Source organism: Pseudonocardia sp. Ae505_Ps2 (assembly GCF_001932425.1).
Lineage (GTDB): Bacteria > Actinomycetota > Actinomycetes > Mycobacteriales > Pseudonocardiaceae > Pseudonocardia.
The window spans coordinates 986,862-1,004,638 of the sequence record NZ_MCIP01000001.1; the positions used below are offsets into that span (position 1 = coordinate 986,862).

12 protein-coding genes are annotated in these 17,777 nt (G+C 75.6%); 4 read left to right on the plus strand and 8 right to left on the minus strand.

Annotated features, from left to right (window positions below; genetic code table 11):
* Positions 1 to 114 precede the first annotated feature (114 nt).
* From Ae505Ps2_RS04495 to glp, 4 genes are all read right to left on the minus strand, one after another.
* Entirely contained in the window at positions 115 to 2,457 is a 2,343-nt protein-coding gene (locus Ae505Ps2_RS04495) for an AAA family ATPase (RefSeq protein ID WP_075309830.1), read from the minus strand.
* 24 nt (positions 2,458 to 2,481) lie between these two features.
* On the minus strand, positions 2,482 to 3,489 hold the full coding sequence (pssA, locus tag Ae505Ps2_RS04500) for a CDP-diacylglycerol--serine O-phosphatidyltransferase (RefSeq protein WP_075309828.1): 1,008 nt from the start codon (positions 3,487 to 3,489) through the stop codon (positions 2,482 to 2,484).
* Between the two features lie 10 nt (positions 3,490 to 3,499).
* Positions 3,500 to 4,210, minus strand: coding sequence for a phosphatidylserine decarboxylase (locus Ae505Ps2_RS04505; RefSeq protein ID WP_020622655.1), 711 nt, complete (start codon positions 4,208 to 4,210; stop codon positions 3,500 to 3,502).
* A 603-nt stretch (positions 4,211 to 4,813) separates the two neighbouring features.
* Positions 4,814 to 6,055, minus strand: coding sequence for a gephyrin-like molybdotransferase Glp (gene glp, locus Ae505Ps2_RS04510; RefSeq protein WP_020622656.1), 1,242 nt, complete (start codon positions 6,053 to 6,055; stop codon positions 4,814 to 4,816).
* 217 nt (positions 6,056 to 6,272) lie between these two features.
* Here glp and groL point away from each other — a divergent pair, with 217 nt between their 5' ends.
* A complete protein-coding gene (groL, locus tag Ae505Ps2_RS04515) occupies positions 6,273 to 7,901 on the plus strand; it encodes a chaperonin GroEL (RefSeq protein WP_075553429.1) in 1,629 nt (542 codons plus the stop codon).
* Positions 7,902 to 8,017: 116 nt separating this feature from the next.
* Here groL and Ae505Ps2_RS04520 read toward each other — a convergent pair whose 3' ends face one another.
* Complete coding sequence (locus Ae505Ps2_RS04520; RefSeq protein WP_075309824.1) at positions 8,018 to 8,983, minus strand: WYL domain-containing protein; 966 nt, start codon at positions 8,981 to 8,983, stop codon at positions 8,018 to 8,020.
* A 63-nt stretch (positions 8,984 to 9,046) separates the two neighbouring features.
* Here Ae505Ps2_RS04520 and Ae505Ps2_RS04525 point away from each other — a divergent pair, with 63 nt between their 5' ends.
* Entirely contained in the window at positions 9,047 to 9,664 is a 618-nt protein-coding gene (locus Ae505Ps2_RS04525) for a TIGR03086 family metal-binding protein (RefSeq protein ID WP_075309822.1), read from the plus strand.
* Positions 9,665 to 9,711: 47 nt separating this feature from the next.
* Here Ae505Ps2_RS04525 and Ae505Ps2_RS33110 read toward each other — a convergent pair whose 3' ends face one another.
* The 3 genes from Ae505Ps2_RS33110 to Ae505Ps2_RS04540 all read right to left on the minus strand — a co-directional run bounded on the left by Ae505Ps2_RS33110 (position 9,712) and on the right by Ae505Ps2_RS04540 (position 12,433).
* Positions 9,712 to 10,329, minus strand: a complete 618-nt coding sequence (locus tag Ae505Ps2_RS33110) for a PspC domain-containing protein (protein WP_233147673.1) — start codon at positions 10,327 to 10,329, stop codon at positions 9,712 to 9,714.
* A gap of 140 nt (positions 10,330 to 10,469) precedes the next feature.
* Positions 10,470 to 10,688 (minus strand): hypothetical protein, encoded by a 219-nt coding sequence (locus Ae505Ps2_RS04535; protein ID WP_075309820.1) that lies wholly within the window; start codon positions 10,686 to 10,688, stop codon positions 10,470 to 10,472.
* Positions 10,689 to 10,771: 83 nt separating this feature from the next.
* The gene (locus tag Ae505Ps2_RS04540; RefSeq protein WP_075309818.1) at positions 10,772 to 12,433 is read right to left on the minus strand and encodes a DNA repair helicase XPB; all 1,662 of its coding nucleotides are present in this window, start codon (positions 12,431 to 12,433) and stop codon (positions 10,772 to 10,774) included.
* Positions 12,434 to 12,837: 404 nt separating this feature from the next.
* Between Ae505Ps2_RS04540 and Ae505Ps2_RS04545 the strand changes: the two genes are divergently transcribed.
* Together Ae505Ps2_RS04545 and Ae505Ps2_RS04550 are read left to right on the plus strand one after the other, a co-directional pair.
* Positions 12,838 to 17,331 carry a nitrate- and nitrite sensing domain-containing protein gene (locus Ae505Ps2_RS04545; RefSeq protein ID WP_075333944.1) on the plus strand — a complete coding sequence of 1,498 codons (4,494 nt, stop codon included), beginning with the start codon at positions 12,838 to 12,840 and terminating at the stop codon, positions 17,329 to 17,331.
* Positions 17,328 to 17,756 (plus strand): roadblock/LC7 domain-containing protein, encoded by a 429-nt coding sequence (locus tag Ae505Ps2_RS04550; RefSeq protein WP_020623626.1) that lies wholly within the window; start codon positions 17,328 to 17,330, stop codon positions 17,754 to 17,756. Before Ae505Ps2_RS04545 ends, Ae505Ps2_RS04550 begins: the two co-directional genes overlap by 4 nt.
* Positions 17,757 to 17,777 lie beyond the last annotated feature (21 nt).

Sequence of the window (17,777 nt, forward strand, 5' to 3'; positions counted from 1 at the left end):
TGTTCAGGGGCCCGCTGTGCTGTTCCGAGGGTGCTGCGTCGATCCGGGGCGCAGCGCCGTTCCCGGGGTGCTGCGCCGTTCCAGGGGCGCTGCGCCGCCCCGGGCCGCGGCGACTCAGCCGTCGCTGCGGCGGCGGGCGTAGGCCTCCAGCTCGGCGACCTGCGCCGGGTCCAGCGACGCCCGCACGGTGCGACGTGCCGTCGCCAGGTGCGCCGCAGTCACCTCGCCCGCGTCGAGGGACTCCCGCATCGCGGTCAGTGCCGCCTCACGCAGCAGCGCCGCACAGTCCGCCGCCGAGTAACCGTCCAGTTCGGAGGCGAGCGCGTCGAGGTCGACGTCGTCGGCCAGCGGCACGTCGCGGCCCGCCGCGCGCAGGATGTCCGCCCGCGCGTCGGCATCCGGCGGCGGGACGAACACCAGCCGCTCCAGCCGGCCCGGGCGCAGCATCGCCGGGTCGATCAGCTCGGGCCGGTTGGTCGCCCCGACCACGACGACCTCGCGCAGCGGTGTGGCCCCGTCCAGCTCGGTCAGCAGCGCGGCGACGACGCGGTCGGCCACCCCGGCGTCGGTGGAGCCCCCGCGGCGCGGGGCGAGCGCGTCGACCTCGTCGAGGAAGATCAGTGCCGGAGCGGCCTCGGCCGCGCGGCGGAACAGCTCGCGGACCGCCCGCTCGGACTCGCCGACGTACTTGTCGAGCAGCTCGGCGCCCTTCACCGCGAACACGTTGAGGTCACCGGAGCCGGCGAGCGCACGCAGCAGGAACGTCTTGCCGCCGCCCGGCGGGCCGTAGAGCAGCACCCCGCGCGGGGCGTCGACCCCGAGCCGGGCGAACGAGTCCGGGTGGCGCAGCGGCCACAGCACCGCCTCGGTCAGGGCCGCCTTGACCTCGGTCATGTCGCCGACGTCGTCGAGGGTGAGCCCGCCGCTGCCGAGGGTGCCACCACCGGACAGCGAGATCGGGCGGACCGAGCCGACGGCGTCGAGCAGGTCGGACTGGTGGACCTGTTCGGTGGGCTCGGCGCCGCTGCCGCGCAGCGCCGCGCTCACCGCGGCCTCCCGGCGGACCGCGGCCAGGTCCGCGACGACGAAGCCGGGGGTGCGGGCGGCGACCGCGCCCAGGTCGACGTCGTCGGCACGGGGGACGTCGGCCAGCAGCCGCTCCAGCAGCGCACGCCGGGTCGCGGTGTCGGGCAGGCCGACCGACAGCTCGCGGTCCACCAGGTCGGGGGCCCGCAGCCGCGGGTCCAGCGCCTCCGGCTCGGCGCTGGTGACCACGAGCGCCGGCCCGCCGGGCGCGGTCGCCGCGCGCAGCTCGTCGAGGACCAGGGTGGCCAGCGGCGGCGGGTCGGCGGCGGGGAGCAGGGCGTGCGCGTCGTGCACCAGCAGCACCGCGGGGCCGTCGGCACCCGTCGCGCCGGACCCACCGGTGCGGGCCCGGGCGATCGCCGCCCGGACCCGCTCGGCCGCGGCGGCCGGCTCGACGGCGGCGACGGCCGGGGCGACGAGCTCCACGCAGCGCGCGCCCGCCGCCGCGGCCGCGCTGCGCACCAGGGTCGCCTTGCCCGCGCCCTCCGGCCCGGAGACGAGCACGCCGAGCCGGGCGTCGCCGCCGAGCCGGGTCAGCAGCTCCGGGCGGCGGAACATGAGCTCGAACCAGTCCAGCAGCCGGCGCGCGACGGCCTCGTTCGCGGCGAGGTCCTCCAGCGGCACCACCGGCTCGGTGGATCCGGCGGGCCCACCGGGCCCCTCCACGGCCCCCGGAGCGGCTCCCGCGGCAGCGGCCGAGGCTGTGGCGGTGGCCAGGGACGCAGGGGACCTGACGGGCCCGCCAGGGCCGGGGCCCCCGAGCGCAGCCGGGGCGGTGCCGCCGGTGTCCCCGGAATCCCCCGTGTCCCCGGTGTCCCGACCGCCCTGCCAGCCCACCACCGTCGACGGCGTCACCACCACCGGTCCGGCCGGATCGGCGACGGCGACGGTCAGCAGCTCAGAGGTCCACGTCCCGCCGACGGCCGCGGCCAGCGCACGACGCACCGAGCGGACGTCGGACCCGGCCGCCGGGGCGATGTCCTGCGGGAGCAGGGACACGGCGTCACCGCGTACCAGGACCTTCCCCATCAGGGCGAGTCGCAGCGTCGCCGGGGCGACCGTGGCGGTGGTCAGCGCGGACCCGACCAGGCGCACCTCCCGGGCCGCGGTGACCGGCGCCGGCGCGACGACGACGGTCGCACCGTCGGTCAGCCCGGCGTTGGAGAGGGTGACGTCGTCGAGCCGGGCCTGCCCGTGCGGGTCGCCCGGCGCACCGGCGACGGCGAGCGCCGCGGTGACCCGGGCCCCGGTGAGGGTCACCGCGTCCCAGGAGCGCAGGCCGAGCGCGGCGAGCACCTCGGGGTGCAGCCGGACGACACCACGGCGGGCGTCGGCGGCCGCGGGGGCCAGTCGGGCGACGAGCTCCAGCACGGGCGGTCCTCCGGAGGGTCGGGGTCAGCGACGGCGCAGGCCGAGGCGGCGGCCGGAACCGCGGGGCGCGGCGGCGACGCCCGGACCGCGCGGGTCCCGGACGGCGCGGGTGTCGCGCAGGCCGTCGCGGCGGGCCTCGCCCTCCGGGTCGAGCCGTCGCCGGACACCCCTGGCCACCGCCCCGGCCCGGCCGGCGACCCGGCGGCGCAGCGGCGGTCGCAGACCGAGCCGACGGGCGGACCGGGCCGCGCGGGCGACGGCGCGGCGCTGGCGGGTCGGCACGTCCCACGCCTCGGGGTGGCGCGAGAGCCAGCGGTAGCGGTAGGCCGTCCAGGGCAGGAGCAGCAGATAGGCGACCCCGGCGACGGCGATGCCGAGGAACGGGATCGTGATCAGGATCGCGACGACCGCGGCCACGCCGACCAGCAGCCAGCGGGTGGCGCGGGGCGAGACCCGGACCGTCTTGAGCGACAGCGTCGGGATGCGGCTGACCATGAGCCCGGCCGTGACCAGCGCCCAGACCCCGACCAGCGGCCGCTCCGACCACCAGCCCTGGCCGAAGTGCAGCCAGAGGTAGAGCGGGATGCCCGCGGTCAGCGCGGCCGCGGGGGCCGGGACGCCGACGAAGAACTCGCGGGCGAACGGCGGGGCGCTGTCGTCGTCGATCAGGGTGTTGAAACGTGCCAGGCGCAGCGCCATGCACACCGCGAACACCAGGGCCACGATCCAGCCGGCCCGGGTCCCCTCGAACGCCCAGATGTAGATGACCAGGGCGGGGGCGACGCCGAAGGACACCAGGTCGGCCAGCGAGTCGAGCTCGGCGCCGATCCGGCTGGACGCGTCGAGCAGCCGGGCCAGGCCACCGTCGAGGGCGTCGCAGAGCGCGGCCACGAGGATGGCGACGATCGCGAAGTCGAAGCGCGACTGGAGCGCGAAGTAGACCGCGGTCAGGCCCGCGCAGAGGTTGAGGACGGTGACCGCGTTGGGCAGCAGCCGCACGCCGGCCGGGTATCCGCCGGCGGGGCGGGACATCCCCACGACCTCAGCGCTCCGCCGCCTCGGCCACCAGGCCGAGCACGGTCTCCCCGCCCACGGTCCGCTGGCCGGGGCGGACCAGCGCGGTCGTCCCTGGCGGGAGGTAGGTGTCCACCCGCGACCCGAACCGGATGAGACCGAACCGCTCGCCCGCGGCGACCTCGTCGCCGTCGCGCAGGGCGCAGACGATCCGGCGGGCCAGCAGGCCGGCGATCTGCACGACCCCGACCCCGACACCGTCGGCGCGGACCACGGTGATCGCGTTGCGCTCGTTGTCCTCGCTGGCCTTGTCCAGGTCCGCCGACAGGAACGTGCCGGGCGTGTACTGGACCCGCGCGACGCGGCCGTGCACCGGCACCCACTGGACGTGCACGTCCAGCACGGTCAGGAAGATCGAGACCCGGGTGTGCGGGACGCGCGGCAGGTCGAGCTCGGCGGGCGGGACCGTCTCGGTCACGGTGGCGACCGTGCCGTCGGCGGGGGCCAGCACGGCGTCGGTGCGCAGCGGCGGGGTGCGGACGGGGTCGCGGAAGAACAGCGCGGTGGCCGCGGTGGCGAGCAGGCCCGGCAGGGTGCCGCGGCCGGTGAGGGCGCGCACTCCCGCCGCGGCGAGCGCCACACCGGCGACGATCGGACGGCCACCCGGGTGCATCGGGGGGATCGCGTCCCGGACCAGCCGGGCGATGTGGGTCGGGGAGGTCCCGGTTCCTTCGGCCATGGTGGGTCGTCGGCTCCTGATGCTCCGGTAGGGGATCACCAACGCTACGCGGGCACCACGGACGCCCGTCCGGCGGGACGACCGGGACACGCCGAGGATCCGGGGGTCCCCGTGCCGGGGTGCGACCGGTGGAACGATCGGCCGTTCATGCCCGACGCCGTCCGCATGCGGTGCGCGATCCCGCGGGCCCGGTCGACGGCACAAAAAGGGCCGGGGCCGTCGTCCCCCGAGACGACGACCCCGGCCGTGGAACCGCTCGTCCGCTCCCCAGCGACGGGCGGTGGGTCTTGTGCTGTAAAGGGTCTACCCCTCCACAGCGGAAAGTATTCCTCTCCGACGACCGGCAGTCCAGATCACGACGGATGTCCGCCGTGATCTACCTCTTTCGGCCGAACGGACACCCTCCACGACGTCGCGCGCGGTGAGATCGTTGCCCCGGCTGCCCATGAAACAGCTCACACTTTCGGCGCAGCCGCACATCCGCGTGAGTGGCAGGCCCGTTGCACAGCGCAGTCCTGCTGGCGACACCCGGACGCCATGCCGGCCCGCTCGGCTCCGCAGGTCACCGTTCGGCGCGGCACACGCACGACCACCGACGTCGGGTCACGGGGCGTCGAGCAGCCAGACCGCGACCTGCTCGCCGTCGGCGACGGCGGTCGTGTCGGCGGGCAGGTCGATCAGGCAGTCGGCCCTGGCGAGCGCCGCGATCAGGTGCGACCCGGTGGATCCCACCTCCGACACGGTCCCGGCTGCGGCGTCGAGCAGGCCGCGCCGGAACTGGCGGCGCCCGGCGGGCGAGGAGAGCGCCCCGGACAGCCGCGCGGTCACCACCGGCCGCGCCGGCGCGGGATGGCCGACCGCCGCCCGGAGCGCGGGCCGGACGAACACCTCGAACGACACCTGCGAGCTCACCGGGTTCCCGGGCAGGGTGACCGTGGCGACCTCGACCCCGCCCAGCTCCAGCCGTCCGCAGCCCTGCGGGCCGCCGGGCTGCATCGCGACCTTGCCGAACTCCACGCCGTGGCCGGTCATGGCGTCCTTGACGACCTCGTAGGCGCCCGCGCTCACCCCGCCGGAGGTGAGGACCAGGTCCACGCCCTCGCCGACCCGCTCCGCGAGCACCGCCCGGAACCGCTCGACGTCGTCGGGGACGAAGGACAGCTGCTCGGCGGTCCCGCCGGCCTCCCGGACCGCGACGGCGAGCATCGTGCCGTTGGACTCGTAGATCTGCCCCGGCTCCAGCGCGCCGCCCGGGGCGACGAGCTCCGAGCCGGTGGACAGCACCAGCACGTGCGGGCGGCGGCGCACCGGCAGCTCAGCCCGGCCGACGGCGGCGGCGAGCCCGATCTGGGGGGCGGCCAGCACGGTCCCGGCCCGCAGCACGACGGCGCCGGCCGCCGCGTCCTCCCCCGCCCGGCGCACGAACGCGCCCACCTCGGGGGCCTCGGTGATCCGGACCCGCTCGACGCCGGCGTCGGTCCGCTCCACCGGCACGATCGCGTCGGCACCCGCGGGCACCGGGGCGCCCGTCATGATCCGGGCGACCGTGCCCGGCGCCAGCGCGGGGACGTCGGTGCGCCCGGCCGGGATGTCGGTCGACACCGCGAACTCCAGCGGCGCCCCGGGGGACGCGCCGGCCAGCTCGGCGGCGCGCACCGCGTAGCCGTCCATCGCGGAGTTGTCGAAGGGCGGCAGCGCGACGCCCGCCGTCAGGTCCTCGGCCAGCACCCGGCCGCTCGCCTCGGCCAGCGCGACCTGCTCGGTCCCGGTCGGCGGGAGCAGGGCCGCGACCGCCGCGGCATGCTCGGAGACGGTGCGCGGACCGGCCTGCGACCAGGTGCTCATGACCCCATCCTGCCCGCCCCCGCGCGAGGCCCGCAGCCGGGCGGGCCCGCTTGCACTCTCCACGGGCGAGTGCTAGAAACGGGCTCAGCATCCACTGGCACTCGTGTCCGTGGAGTGCCAAGGTCGGGTCGGTGAGTCCGGCGCAGGGTTGCCGGGCGTCCGTCGCGGGCACCGCATCCGATCACTCGACTCACCTCTATCGGAGGGCAACACCCCCATGGCGAAGCAGATCGCGTTCGACGAGGAGGCCCGTCGCGGCCTCGAGCGGGGCATGAACACCCTCGCCGACGCCGTCAAGGTGACGCTGGGCCCGAAGGGCCGCAACGTCGTGCTCGAGAAGAAGTGGGGCGCGCCGACCATCACCAACGATGGTGTGTCGATCGCCAAGGAGATCGAGCTCGAGGACTCCTGGGAGAAGATCGGCGCCGAGCTGGTGAAGGAGGTCGCCAAGAAGACCGACGACATCGCCGGTGACGGCACCACCACCGCCACCGTGCTGGCCCAGGCGCTGGTCCGTGAGGGCCTGCGCAACGTGGCCGCCGGCGCGAACCCGATGTCGCTCAAGCGCGGGATCGAGAAGGCCACCGAGGCCGTCTCCCAGGCGCTGCTGAAGTCGGCCAAGGAGATCGAGACCAAGGAGCAGATCGCTGCCACGGCCTCCATCTCGGCCGCCGACCCGCAGATCGGCGAGCTCATCGCCGAGGCGATGGACAAGGTCGGCAAGGAAGGCGTCATCACGGTCGAGGAGTCGCAGACCTTCGGGCTCGGGCTCGAGCTCACCGAGGGCATGCGCTTCGACAAGGGCTACATCTCGCCCTACTTCGTGACCGACGCCGAGCGCATGGAGGTCGAGCTCGAGGACCCGTACGTCCTCCTCGTCTCCTCCAAGATCTCGACCGTCAAGGACCTGCTCCCGCTGCTGGAGAAGGTCATGCAGTCGGGCAAGCCGCTGGCCATCATCGCCGAGGACGTCGAGGGCGAGGCCCTGGCCACCCTGGTCGTCAACAAGATCCGTGGCACCTTCAAGTCCGTCGCCGTCAAGGCCCCGGGCTTCGGTGACCGCCGCGAGGCGATGTTCGCCGACATGGCCATCCTGACCGGTGGCGAGGTCATCTCGGAGAAGGTCGGTCTCAAGCTCGACACCGCCGACCTGTCCCTGCTGGGCACCGCCCGCAAGGTCGTCGTGACCAAGGACGAGACGACCATCGTCGACGGCGCCGGTGACGCCGACCAGATCGCCGGCCGGGTCAACCAGATCCGCGCCGAGATCGACCGCACCGACTCCGACTACGACCGCGAGAAGCTCCAGGAGCGCCTCGCCAAGCTGGCCGGCGGCGTCGCCGTCATCAAGGCCGGCGCGGCGACCGAGGTCGAGCTCAAGGAGCGCAAGCACCGCATCGAGGACGCCGTCCGCAACGCGAAGGCGGCCGTCGAGGAGGGCATCGTCGCCGGCGGCGGCGTGGCGCTCATCCAGGCCGGTGCCGGCCTGTTCGAGGGCCTCGGCCTGGACGGTGACGAGGCCACCGGCGCGAACATCGTCAAGGTCGCGCTGGAGGCCCCGCTCAAGCAGATCGCGGTCAACGCCGGCCTCGAGGGCGGCGTCGTCGCGGAGAAGGTCCGCAACCTGCCCACCGGTGAGGGCCTCGACGCCGCCACCGGCGAGTACAAGGACCTCATCAAGGCCGGGATCATCGACCCCGCCAAGGTGACCCGCTCGGCGCTGCAGAACGCGGCCTCCATCGCGGCCCTGTTCCTCACCACCGAGGCGGTCATCGCCGACAAGCCGGAGAAGGGCGGCGGCGCCCCCGCCGACCCGACCGGTGGCATGGGCGGCATGGACTTCTGATCGGTCCTGCCTCACCAGGCACACAGCACCACCCCGCGGGGCGGTACCGGTTCGCCGGTGCCGCCCCGCGACGCGTCCGGGGGGCGCCCGTCGGGGGTCGCGGTCGGGGGTCGCGGTCACCCCAGCGCGGCGACGGCCGCGCGGGCCCGCTCCCGCAACGCCGTCAGCAGCTCCGGCGGGTCCAGCACCCGCACGTCCGGCAGGAGCGGCCACAGCGCCCGTCCGGCGTGGGCGAGGTCCCCGAACGCGGCGACCACCTCGGTCGTCCCGTCCCGGGTCCGCTCCTCCTCGACCGTGACGGCGGACAGCGCCTCCCGGCGGTCGGCGGGCAGCGCGAGCCGGACCCGGAGCCCGGGCCGCCGCGCCCGGAAGTTTTCGCGACGGCGCAGCCACAGCTCCTCCAGGTCGACGCCCTCGGGCCGGTGCGCGGCCTCGGCCAGCGGCTCGGCCTCCTCGATCCGCGACACCCGGTAGGTGCGGTCCTCCCCGTCGCGCAGCGCCAGCAGGTACCAGCGCCCCGCCGCCTGGACGAGCCCGACCGGGTCGACGACGCGCTCGGCGGCGGGCCCGGGCTCCGCCCCCGGCCGGGTCCCGGCCCGGTAGCGGATGCGGAGCCGGACCCCGCCGAACACCGCGCGCTGGACGGCGGTGAGCACGTCGGTGGTCGCGCCGTCGTCGGTGTCGCGCAGCCAGCCACCGCGCCGGACGAGTACCCGTCCGGCGGCGTCGGTGGCCTGCTCCCGGGCCGCGTCCGGCAGCGCGGCGACGATCTTGCGCATGGCCGAGGCGAACTCCGTGCCCAGCCCGAGCGCGCCGGGCGTCGACGTCGCGCCGGAGCCGAGCAGCGCGACCGCCTCCGCCGGGGTCAGGCCGGTGAGGTCGGTGGTAAAGCCCGGCAGCAGCGCGAAGCCGCCGTGCCTGCCGCGTTCGGCGTAGACGGGGATGCCCGCGGCGGACAGGGCCTCGACGTCGCGCAGCACGGTGCGCTCGGAGACCTCCAGCTCGCGGGCGAGCACGGCGGCGGTCGCCCGGCCGCGGTGACGCAGCAGGAGCACGAGGGACAGGAGCCGGTCGGCGCGCACGTCCCGGAGAGTGCCACGGAATCATGACAGGAGATGTCAGGTATCGCGGGCACGCTGACGCCCATGACGAACGCGACGCTCACCACCGACCCCCGTCCCGCCTACCTGGCCGCCCTCGACTGGGTCGCCGACCTCGCGAGGGCCGTCCCCGCGGACCGGATGGCCGACCCCACCCCCTGCGACGGCTTCGACGTCCGCACCCTGCTCGCGCACCTGGTCACGACGCTGCGCCGACCGGCGTCGATCGCCGCCGGGACCGACCCGCTGGCCCATCCGGTGGTCAGCGAGGACGTGCTCGACGACCCGGCGACCGCCTACGTCGCCGAGGCGGCGGCGCTGAAGGCCGTCTGGGCAGGCCCCGAGGGCGAGGCGCTGCTCGATCGGGTCGCGCGGCTGGCGTTCGGCGAGGTCCCGGCGCGGACCGCGCTGACCGTGTTCCTGAACGAGACGCTCGTGCACGGCTGGGACCTGGCCGTCGCGACCGGGCAGGACCCGGAGGCCGACCCGGACCTGGCGACGACGGCGCTCGCCACCGCCCGCGCGTTCCTGCCCGCCGAGCCGCGTGGCGGCCCGGTGCCGTTCGGGCCGGTCGTGGAGCACCGTCCGGAGGCGGGACCGACCGAACGGCTGGCCAACTGGTCGGGCCGGGTGTCGACGGGCTGGGTGACGACGGCCGGGTGACGACGGGCCGGGCGGGCCGACGGAGGGACTGAGCTCCCGGCACTGGCTCAGGCGGCGGGCGCGATCAGCCAGACGGCGAGGTACACCAGCGCTGCCGCGCCGCCGGTGAACAGGGTGAGGACGAGGACCGCGATGCGCAGCAGCGCGGGATCCACACCCAGGTCGGCGGCGAGACCACCGCAGACACCGCCGAGCATCCGGTCGGTGCTGCTGCGCCGGAGCCGGAACGCGGCGACGCGGTCGCCGATCCCGGGCGTCGCGGGCCGGGGCCCGGCGCCGGAGGGGCCTCCGGCAGGCGTGCCGGGGTGCGCGGACGGCCCGGGAGCGCCGGCCCCGAGGTCCCCGAACGGGCCGGGCCCGGCCGCGTCGGGGCCGGAGGCGGCGGGAGCGGCGGTGGGAGCGGGGGCAGGGGTCGCGCTCTCCTCGACCATCGGCACCCGGTCGGTGACCGGATCGGTCTCGGTGCGTCCGGTACCTCCGGCGTCGGGATCCGCGGCGATCCGGGCGGTCGGCTGCTCGTCGAACCCGGTGATCCCCGTGATCTCGGTGTTGCTCTCGGTGCTGATCTCGGTGCCGTTCTCGATGATCCCGGTGCCGCGCTCGGCGCTCTCGAAGGCGTCGGTCCCGGTCGACGCGGTACCGGTCGTGCTCGTGTTGTTCTCCATGGCTCCACGGTGTCGCCCGGGCGCCCGCCGGGACTCGGGACGAGCCCGGAGACCGACCCGGAACCGCACCGCCCCGTCTCAGGGCCCGGCACCGCCTGTCTCAGGGCCCGGCACCGCCCGGCCCGGGGTCACGGCGGCGCTCAGCCGGGCGGGCGGGGCCTCTGCGGACGGCCGCACGGCGGCGGCTCGACCGGACGACGCCGCACCGGCGGCACCGCGGACGGCGGACCCGGCCGGGGCGGCGGCTCGGGCACCTGCCGGTCCCGCATGCGCAGCACGCGCCCGAGCACCAGCGCGACGACGACCGACACGACCAGCCACGCCGCGACCCCGACGAGGACCCAGAGGGCGGTCGGCATGCGCCCTCCTCCGGCGTCGTGGACTCGACTCAGTGTGCCCCTGATCAGCGACGCGCGGAGGTCGCGCGTCCGGGTGAGCGTGCTCAGCCGGCGTCGGGCAGGGCGGGCCCGAGGAGGTCGTCGGCGTCGACGATCCGGTAGGCGTAGCCCTGCTCGGCGAGGAACCGCTGCCGGTGCGCGGCGTAGTCGGTGTCCACGGTGTCGCGGGACACCACCGAGTAGAAGTGCGCCTGGCGACCGTCGTTCTTCGGGCGCAGCAGCCGGCCGAGCCGCTGGGCCTCCTCCTGCCGGGACCCGAACGTCCCGCTGACCTGCACCGCGATCGTCGCCTCCGGCAGGTCGATGGAGAAGTTCGCGACCTTGGAGACGACCAGGGTCGTGATCTCGCCGCGGCGGAAGGCGTCGAACAGCTTCTCGCGCTCCCGGTTGCGGGTGGAGCCCTGGATGACCGGGGCGCCGAGCTTCTCCCCCAGCGCGTCGAGCTGCTCCAGGTAGGCCCCGATGACCAGCGTCTGCTCCCCCTTGTGCCGGTCCAGGATCGCCTGCACGACGTTGAGCTTGGTGTCCGCCGTCGACGCCGTCCGGTAGCGCTCCTCGGCGTCGGCCGTCGCGTACGACATGCGCTCGGCCTCGGTCAGCGTGACCCGCACCTCGATGCACTCGGCCGGCGCGATCCAGCCCTGGGCCTCGATGTCGCGCCACGGGGCGCCGTAGCGCTTGGGGCCGATCAGGGAGAACACGTCGCCCTCACGGCCGTCCTCGCGGACCAGGGTCGCGGTGAGGCCGAGCCTGCGACGGGACTGCAGGTCCGCCGTCATCCGGAAGACCGGGGCCGGCAGGAGGTGCACCTCGTCGTAGACGACCAGGCCCCAGTCGCGGGAGTCGAACAGCTCCAGGTGCTTGTACTCGCCCTTGGTCTTGCGGGTGACGACCTGGTAGGTGGCGATGGTGACCGGGCGGATCTCCTTCTTCTCGCCCGAGTACTCGCCGATCTCCTCCTCGGTCAGCGACGTCCGCGCGACGAGTTCGCGCTTCCACTGCCGCCCGGACACGGTGTTGGTGACCAGGATCAGGGTGGTCGCGCCGGCCTTGGCCATCGCGGCCGCACCGACCAGGGTCTTGCCCGCGCCGCAGGGCAGCACGACCACGCCCGAGCCGCCCTCCCAGAACCCGTCGACGGCGTGGCGCTGGTAGTCGCGCAGCGTCCAGCCGTCCTGCTCCAGGGCGATCGGGTGGGCCTCGCCGTCGACGTAGCCCGCGAGGTCCTCGGCGGGCCAGCCGACCTTGAGCAGCGCCTGCTTCAGGTGCCCCCGCTCGGACGGGTGGACCACGACGGTGTCGTCGTCCACCCGGGCGCCCAGCATCGGGCTGATCTTCTTCTGCCGGAGGATCTCCTCCAGCACGGCACGGTCCAGCGCGGTGAGGACGAGGCCGTGCGCGGGGTGGTTGGACAGCTGCAGCCGCCCGTAGCGCCCCATCGTGTCGACGACGTCGACCAGCAGCGGCTGGGGGACCGGGTAGCGGGCCCAGCGGACCAGCGCGTCGACGACCTGCTCGGCGTCGTGCCCGGCGGCACGCGCGTTCCACAGGGCCAACGGGGTGACGCGGTAGGTGTGGACGTGCTCGGGTGCCCGCTCCAGCTCGGCGAAGGGCGCGATGGCCGCACGGGCCGCCGCGGAGTCGGGGTGGTCGACCTCGAGCAACAGCGTCTTGTCGGACTGCACGATCAGGGGGCCGTCGGTCACGGAACGAATCCTCTCGAGGCCGGAGAACGGGGCGTGGCGGGTCCGCCGGACGCCGAGCGGAGACGAACGGTCGGCGTGGCGGGTCCGCCGGACGCCGAGCGGAGACGAACGGTCGGCGTGTGTCACGTCACGTGACGACGAAGCAACCGGCCATACGCCACTCGGGAGACGAGGGTTCCGGGGGCTAGACTCGGCAGCCGTCCGTCACGCACAGACGGGACCCGACACGATCCTATCCGTCCGACTCCCCCGGGACGCGGCAACCGCCGCCCCGTGTCGGTCGCGATGCGGTCGAGCGGTCCCGTCGTGACCCCGAAAGGCGCACCGGACCAGCTGATGCTCCCCGACCTCGTGCCCGCCGCGCCGCCCGTCCCCGGACCGGAGACCGACAGGGAGATCTCGCCGTGACCACCGTGACCAGCACGGAACGCCCGAGCACGTGGTCGGAGCGACTCGACCCGCGGAACTGGAGCCTGGTCGCCAAGCTGGCGGTCGTCGGCCTGGTCCCCACGGTCCTCGCCCTGTCCATCGGCGCCATCCGCGTCGTCGACCAGGCCAACGTGGCCGAGGAGCTCAGCCGCGGCAGCGGACTGGTCGACGTGCACCGCCAGATCGAGACGCTGACCGGCGCGCTGCAGAACGAGCGCGACGCCGCGGTCCGCTTCGTGGCGGGCAACCGGCTCGGTGACCGGGCCGTCGTCGAACGGGCGCAGGCCACGACCGACCAGGCGCTGCAGGCCACGACGGCAGGGCTCGACACCGCCGAGCAGCAGGCCCCCGACCTGGCCACGGCCCGCCGGCAGGCGGACACCACACTGGGCCAGCTGCCGGTCATCCGGTCGCAGGTCGCCGAGGGCCCGACCCCGGCCGCCGACCTCACCGGCCGCTACACCGCGGTCGTCCAGCGCACGCTGGGACTCGACCGGGCCCTGGTGGGGCGGCTGCAGACCGCCGACACCGCGGGTCTGACCACGGCGATCACCGCCGGGGCGAGCGCCCGCGAGGCCCTGCAGCTCGAGCGCACCGTGATCGGTGGCGCGCTCGCCGCGGGGACGCTGGAGGAGCAGCAGCGCGCACAGGCCACCGGCGCCGAGGCCTCGTTCCAGGCCGCGGCCGGTGACTTCCAGTCGTCGCTGACGCCGGAGCAGGCCCAGTCCTTCGGGAACTTCGCCGCGGGCCAGGCGAACGCCGAGCGCAACGCCCTGCGCGACCAGGCGCTGTCGGTCCCGCCGGGCGTCGCACCGCCGGTCGACCCGAACGCGTGGAACACCGCCGTCGACCGGTCGGTCGCCGCGGTCGACCAGTCCACGGCGGCCGCCCAGCAGGCGTTCGTCGACGGCCGGGCCAGGGCCGCCGAACAGGCGGGCAACACCGCGGGCCTCAACTCCGTGCTGCTGATGCTCACGATCCTGCTGACCGCGGGGATCATCCTGCTGCTGGGCCGGCAGATGGTCCGTTCGCTGCGCCTGCTGCGCAGCTCGGCGCTCGAGGTCGCGGAGCAGAAGCTGCCCGCGGCGGTTCAGGGCATGCGCTCCGGTCAGGCACCGAACGCGCTCGTCGAGCCGGTCCCGCTGGACAGCCGCGACGAGATCGGCCAGGTGGCGCGGGCCTTCGACGCCGTGCACGGCCAGGCCATCCGCCTCGCCGCCGACCAGGCCGCGCTGCAGCAGAACGTCAACTCGATGTTCGTCAACCTCTCCCGCCGGTCGCAGGCACTGGTCGAGCGCCAGCTGCAGCTGATCGAGCAGCTGGAGAGCAACGAGCAGGACCCGGACCAGCTGTCGAACCTGTTCCAGCTGGACCACCTCGCGACCCGTATGCGCCGCAACAGCGAGAACCTGCTGGTCCTCGCGGGCACCGACCTGGCGAAGCGGAACGTGGCGCCGGTGCAGGTCGTGGACGTCCTGCGGGCCGCGGTGTCGGAGGTCGAGCAGTACCAGCGGGTCGTCGTGCAGACCCCGCCGAACGCGACGATCGCCGGTCGTGCCGCGAACGACCTCGTGCACCTGCTGGCCGAGCTGCTGGACAACGCGACGAACTTCTCGCCGCCGGACTCGCAGGTCGTCATGACGACGACCCGCACCGCCGACGAGTCGCTGCTGATCGAGATCTCCGACCGCGGCGTCGGCATGACCGACTCCGAGCTGGTCGACGCCAACCAGCGTCTGTCCGGCCCGGCCGAGGTCGACGTGTCGGCGTCGCGGCGGATGGGTCTGTTCGTGGTCGGTCGGCTGGCCGCCCGGCACCGCGTCGGCGTCCGGCTCGCCTCGGCCGCCGTCGGCGGCGGCTCCGGTGGGCTGAGCGCCTCGGTGACCGTGCCGCCGCAGCTGGTGCCCTCGGCGCAGCTGCCCGAGCAGCGCCGCGACGGCGATCCGGGCGGCTGGGGCGGCGTGCCGCCCCAGGGTGGCGACCAGCACGCCCCGCAGGTGCCCGCCCCGGCGCTGACCGGTGGCGGAGCACCCGACGGGCCCCCGTCGGCCGCCCCGACCGCGGTGAACGGGAACGGTCGCGGTGGTCCGCTGCCATCGATGGTCGCGGGCTCCGACGGCCCGATGACCCCGACCTTCGAGGCCGGTGCGTCCTCGTCCACGACGCCGCGCAACGGCTCGGGCTCGAGCCTGCCGACGCGCCGTCCGGGGTCGTCGCTGACGAAGAACGCGGCCCCCGGCGACGCCGGTGGGCAGACCGCCGACGGACCGGCCCCGACCCTGAACGGGTCCGCCCCGCAGGGTCTGTCGGCCTTCGCGCCGTCGCAGGACGGGGGGCGCGACGCGCGTACCCCGGCCGACGTCTTCACCCCGGCCGACGAGGCAGGCCCTGGTCCCGCCGACGGCGACTCCCCGCGCGGCGCCGAGGCGTTCCGGGGCACCGGCCCCGCGCCGCACGGCGCCGACGACCGCCCGTCCGGCGACGCCGGCCCCGGCGCCGAGGCCCTCGCCGACACAGAGGACGGCACCGAGGGCACCGAGTCGACCGCGGCCCTGGCCGACGGCACCGACAGCACCGACGGCACCGACAAGGCCGACAGCACCGAACGCGCCGGCACCGAGGCGGACCGCTCCGGCGGCACCGCTGCCCCGTCGGCGGCGGCCGCACTCGGGCTGGTGGGCGCCGCCGCGGCGGCCACCGCGGCCCGGGCACGCGGTGACCGCGACATGGACGACACCGTCGTCCTGGACCGGGCGATCGGCGACGGTCCCGAGGACCACCGGCAGGCCCCGGCCGACGACGAGCGCTCCGAGGCGACCGACGCCGGATCCGACGACCGGGACGGGGCCGGTCAGGACAGTGCCGATCAGGACCGTGCCGCCCCGGGCACCGACGGGACCCCGGACCACCGGATCACCGGCACGGTCGCCGACCGGGACACCGACGGCGCCGCCGAGGACTCCACCGACGGGACCACCCCGCAGGAGACCCCGGTCGCGGCCCGCACGAACGGCATCGCGCCGTTCCCCCCGGCCCCCGCCGACCGCGCGGACGTCCCCGGCACCGACGGTGACGCCCAGGACAAGGCCGGCGCCGCGGACACTGCCGACACCGAGGTGAGCGCCCCGTCCGGCGACACCGACCACGCCGACACCTCCGGGGTCGCCGAGGTCGAGGCGGGCCACACCGGGCCCGACCTCGCCGAGGACGACGCCACCGGTGCCGCCGGTGCCGCCGGCTCGACGGACACTCCCGGAACCGGTGCCGACGGCGCCCGCCCCGCGGACACCGCAGCCGAGGACGGCGCCGCCCGGAGCACCGGGCCCGGAGACAGCGGCACCGGGGACAGCAGCACCGGCGATGGCAGGACCGGGGACACCGGCCCGACGCGCAGCGACCCCGAGACCGCGGGATTCCCGACGGTCCGCACGTCCGGCCGCACGCCGATGGGCGGACCGCTCCCGGCCCGCACCAACGGGACCCGCCCCTCGCCGTCGCGCCGCCCGGTCATGCCGGTCCGCGGCGCCGGGCCGGCGCTGCCCACCCGCGGTCCGGGCCGCCAGGGCCCGCCCCCGGCACCGGCCCGCGGCCCGCAGCAGCCCGCACCCCAGCAGGCTCAGCCGGTCCAGCAGCAGGCGCGTCCGGGTCAGCAGGTCCAGCCGGCGACGGGCCGGCAGGAGCCCGCACCGCTGCCGAAGCGCGAGGGTGGCCGGGCCGGCGGTCCGGCGAGCCTCGCCGCGGCCTCCGCCGGCTCCTCGCAGGACGAGCTGTTCGCGCCGAAGGTGGCCGTCGAGGGCGATCGGGGTCAGCTCCGGCGCCCCGGGGCGGTCGAGTCGGCCCGGGCCCAGACCGGGTTCGACATGGGTCAGACCACCCCGATCTTCGACGACATCGCCTCGGCCTGGTTCCGCTCGAACCGGTCGGTGCCGGTCCGCTGGCAGGACGCCGCCGGCCCGAACGGTGGCGCCCCGGCCGGTGCCCCGGCCCCTGCCACGGCCGACGCCCCGGCGCCCCCGGCGGCCTTCGCCTCCCCCGACGACGACGTCTGGCGGCAGGCCCGCGAGGCCACCGACGGCGACGAGTCGGAGACCGCCGGTGACGAGCTGACGACCGCCGGACTGCCCAAGCGACGCCCGCGGGCGCGACTGCTCCCGGGCAGTGCGGCAGGATCGACCGTGCTCAGCCCCGCTCCGGCGGAGCCGAGGGACGCCGAGAGCGTCCGTGGCCGTCTCGCCAGCTACCAGCAGGGCGTGCGTCAGGGCCGGGAGAGCGCTTCCGGTGTCCGTCGCAACGCACTCACCGGCACGACCGAGACGGTCGACGGCGACTCCGATCCGCAGGACCAGCACGACCCGCAGGACCAGCACGACCGGCAGGGCCCCCGGGCCCCGCAGGACACCACCGCGACCGGCACCCCCGAGCCCGCCGCGGACCGACCGAACTCGTCCGACCCCGAGGAGAACCAGTGAGGGCACCGCAGGCACAGCCGAGCCAGAGCCGTTTCGGCTGGCTGGTCACCAACTTCGCGGAGCGCGTCCCGGGTGTCGCGCACGCCATCGTGGTGTCGACCGACGGACTGCTGCTGACCGCCTCCGACCGGCTGCCGCGCGACCGGGCCGACCAGCTCGCCGCCGTCGCATCCGGTCTGGTCAGCCTGACCCAGGGCGCCGCGCGCTGCTTCGACGCCGGTGGCGTCGTGCAGACCGTCGTCGAGATGGACCGCGGGATCGTGCTGCTGATGTCGATCAGCGACGGGTCCTGCCTGGCCGTGCTCGCCTCGCCGAGCTGCGACATCGGCCTCGTCGGCTACGAGATGACGCTGCTGGTCGACCGGGTCGGCCAGCTGCTCACCCCGGAGCTGCGCGCCGAGCTGCAGGGCTCGTTCGGGCCCTGAGGCCACGACTCCGGACCCGAG